Origin of the sequence: Dyella sp., from assembly GCF_035508675.1 — a bacterium.
GTDB lineage: Bacteria > Pseudomonadota > Gammaproteobacteria > Xanthomonadales > Rhodanobacteraceae > Dyella_B.
This window is the reverse complement of the sequence record NZ_DATJMN010000159.1, coordinates 1-3,273: the sequence shown is the minus strand read 5'-3', so window position 1 is coordinate 3,273 and position 3,273 is coordinate 1. Positions and strand designations below refer to the sequence as shown.

The window sequence follows — 3,273 nt, the reverse complement described above, 5'->3', positions numbered from 1 at the left end:
CCGTCCGCGCCCATGGTCTGCAGTACGCGTGCGCCGCCGGCAATGGCGATGCTGCAATAGCCGAAGGTGGAGCAGGCGATACCGATCGCCATGATGGTGGCGCCGCGTGGCCCGAAGACGCTGCTCATCAAATCCGCTGCCGGCGCCTTGCTGGCCGCCAAGCCCGCATGCCCCAGGCCGACGAGATAGGCAATGTTGGCCAACACGTAGCACACCACCACGCCGACCAGACCCAAGGTGAGTGCGCGGGGCAGCGTGCGCTGTGGATCGCGCACTTCGCCTGCCATGTCGTTCAAATAGTGGAAGCCGCCGTAGGTAAACAGCACCGGCAACACCGCACCGATCCACGCACTGGCGGGCACGTGGACGGTCGGGTCTGCCGCCAGCACGCCGCCAAAGTGTCCATGCGCCAAAACCAGGCCCACCACCAGCAGCATGCTGATCGCCGCCAGCTTCAGCAGCGTAAACACATTCACCAGCCAGGCGCCGGCACGCACGCCGAACAGGTTGACGCCGACGATGAAAAAGATCGCGCCCGCCGCCACCGGCTTTACCCACGGGACCGGCAGGCTCGCGGCACGGCAAAAGTAATCGGCGAACGTCACAGCCACGGCTGCCACGCTGCCGGGGTAGTTGATCAGCGCCATGGTCCAGCCGAACAGAAAAGCCGGCAGTGCACCGAAGGCCTCGCGCAGATAGAGATAAATGCCGCCGGCTTGCGGACGCCGCGCACCGAGTTCGGCGTAACACAGTACGCCGGCCAGTGTGAGCAGGCCGCCCAGCACCCACAGGGCAAGCAATGGCAAACCGGACGCCGTGCGCTCGGCCACCGTGGCCGGCGTGCGAAAAATGCCGCTGCCGATTACGCCACCGATCACGATGGCGGCGCCGCTCCACATGCCGAGCCGGCGGAGATAGGAAGTCGATGATGAGAGGGTTTCGTCGGTCATGGTTGCCGACATTAACCTGAGTTGGCGTTCCGTGTCCGGTTACGCGAATCATGCCGGGGTGGTCAACAGGCGCAAAGTCACGTTGACAGGCCAAAACACGGTCTCGGATACTTCCGACGCCACGCGTTATGTCCCCAGGTTGGGCATGGCGTATCGGCCCCGAGGGGTGCTGCGACGGACATCGGTCCGCCACGCTCGGCCGCCGACCCTCACAACGTTCAAGGGCGCCCACCCCAATCACTTGGAGGTGTCCTTATGTCTGCGCCGCAATATCGTCTTGCCATCGCTTCGTGCCGGCAGTTTTCTTCCATCCATGTCGATGACATCTATCTCGTCGCCGTGCTGGAGCTGCTTGGTATCGAACCCACGGTATGCGTCTGGAACGATCCCGCGGTGGATTGGACCACATTCGATGCCGTGCTGATCCGCACCATCTGGGATTACTTCGAGCATTACCCCGCTTTCCTCGCCTGGACGCATGCGCTGGACCGGCTTGGCGTCACGGTGATCAACGATACGCACATGCTGCGCTGGAACAGCGACAAGCGTTATCTGCTCGACCTTGAACGGCAAGGCGTTGCCATCATCCCAACCGAGGTTGCACAAGGCACAGCGTTGACCGAAACGTTACAGGCGATGGCCGGCCGCGACGTAGTCGTCAAACCCACGGTAAGCGGCGGCGCATGGCATACCGTGCGCGGCAAGGTAGGCACGGCGAGTTTCGAGCAGGCACTGGCCAAGCTGCCGCAGCAGCTCGATTATCTGGTGCAACCCTTCGTCCCCGACATTGCAAGCCATGGCGAATGGTCGCTGATGTATTTCGGCGGCGCCTACAGCCATGCTGTGCTCAAGCGCCCCATCGCGGGCGACTACCGCGTGCAGGAACAGCATGGCGGTAGCGTGGCGCAAGCCACACCGGACGAAGCCATCGTGCAGGCCGGCAGCAGCATCCTGGCGGCGCTGGCCGCACTGGGGCATCAGCTGCCGTTGTATGCGCGGGTGGATGGCGTGGTGGCGGGTGGCCGCTTCCTGACGATGGAGCTGGAAGTGATCGAGCCGTCACTGTTCCTGGCGGAACGGCCCGATGCAGCGGAGCGGCTGGCGCGCTTGCTGTTGGAGCGGCTGCAAAACCTTCCGCGCGAAACCCGTAGGCTGGGATGAAATCCCATCATTCGGCCCGTACCTAAAGCTGGGATTTCATCCCAGCCTACGAGCTCGCTTCGCTCGCAGGAAGCGCAGGCGAGTCCGGAGCGCTGCGCGTACTAGAATCGTGCCGACTCCCTCACCCACGCGCCCGGTGTCCAACGCGTCACGCAAGATCATTCACGTCGACATGGATGCGTTCTACGCCTCCGTGGAGCAGCGCGACGATCCTTCGCTGCGCGGCAAGCCGGTGGTGGTGGCCTGGCGCGGGGCGCGTTCGGTGGTATGCGCGGCAAGCTACGAGGCGCGCAAATTCGGCGTGCGTTCGGCGATGCCGGCGGTGCGGGCCGAACGGCTGTGTCCGCAGGCGATCTTCGTGCCGCCGGATTTCGTGCGTTACAAGGCGGTTTCGCGGCAGGTACGCGAGATCTTCGGGCGGCATACCGACCTGATTGAACCGCTGTCGCTGGACGAAGCCTACCTGGACGTCACCGACACCAAGACCGGCCTGCCCTCCGCCACGGCCACGGCTGAGGCGATTCGCGCGGCGATCCGCGAGGAAACGCAGCTCACCGCGTCGGCTGGCGTGGCGCCGAACAAATTCCTGGCAAAAATCGCCTCGGACTGGAACAAGCCCGATGGCCTGTTCGTGGTCCGCCCGCATCAGGTCATGAGCTTTCTGGCACCGCTGCCCGTGAACCGCCTGCCCGGCGTAGGCAAGGTGATGGAAGCAAAGCTCACCGCGTTGGGCATTGCCACGGTGAGCGAACTGCGCAGCTTGCAAGTAGAAGAACTGGAGCAGCGCTTTGGCCGCTGGGGCCGGCGGCTGCACGAGCTTTCCCTGGGCATCGACGACCATCCGGTGCAGCCCAATCAGTTCGCCATGCAGGTGTCTTCGGAAGACACCTTTGAACACGACCTGACGCTGGACGAACTGGAACCGCATATCCGCCGGCTCGCGGAAAAAACCTGGACGGCGCACGAACGCGAAAAGCTGCGCGGGCGCCTGGCGCGCACGATCGTGCTGAAGCTCAAGACCTCGGACTTCCACACGCTGACGCGCAGCCTTACGCCCTCCGTGCGGCCACGCTCGGCCGCCGAACTGGCCGACCTGGCGTGTGCCTTGCGCGAGCGGGTCGAACGTTCCGCCCACAGCCGCTATCGCTTGGTCGGCGTCGGT

Annotated in this window: 3 protein-coding genes and 1 riboswitch; of the genes, 2 read left to right on the top strand and 1 reads right to left on the bottom strand. The window is 64.4% G+C overall.

Going from position 1 to position 3,273, the window contains the following annotated elements; genetic code table 11:
* The coding region (locus tag VMA74_RS08760; RefSeq protein ID WP_325366254.1) for an amino acid permease at positions 1-950 on the bottom strand (950 nt) is incomplete at its 3' end.
* Between the two features lie 153 nt (positions 951-1,103).
* Positions 1,104-1,187: riboswitch (S-adenosyl-L-homocysteine riboswitch) on the top strand.
* Positions 1,188-1,205: 18 nt separating this feature from the next.
* Here VMA74_RS08760 and VMA74_RS08755 point away from each other — a divergent pair.
* Positions 1,206-2,111 carry a hypothetical protein gene (locus tag VMA74_RS08755; RefSeq protein WP_325366253.1) on the top strand — a complete coding sequence of 302 codons (906 nt, stop codon included), beginning with the start codon at positions 1,206-1,208 and terminating at the stop codon, positions 2,109-2,111.
* 109 nt (positions 2,112-2,220) lie between these two features.
* The coding region (gene dinB / locus VMA74_RS08750) for a DNA polymerase IV (protein WP_414649583.1) at positions 2,221-3,273 on the top strand (1,053 nt) is incomplete at its 3' end.

Excerpts from the sequence above, each read along its gene's own strand:
- VMA74_RS08755 (WP_325366253.1), top strand. The coding sequence starts at position 1,206 with ATGTCTGCGCCGCAATATCGTCTTGCCATCGCTTCGTGCCGGCAGTTT.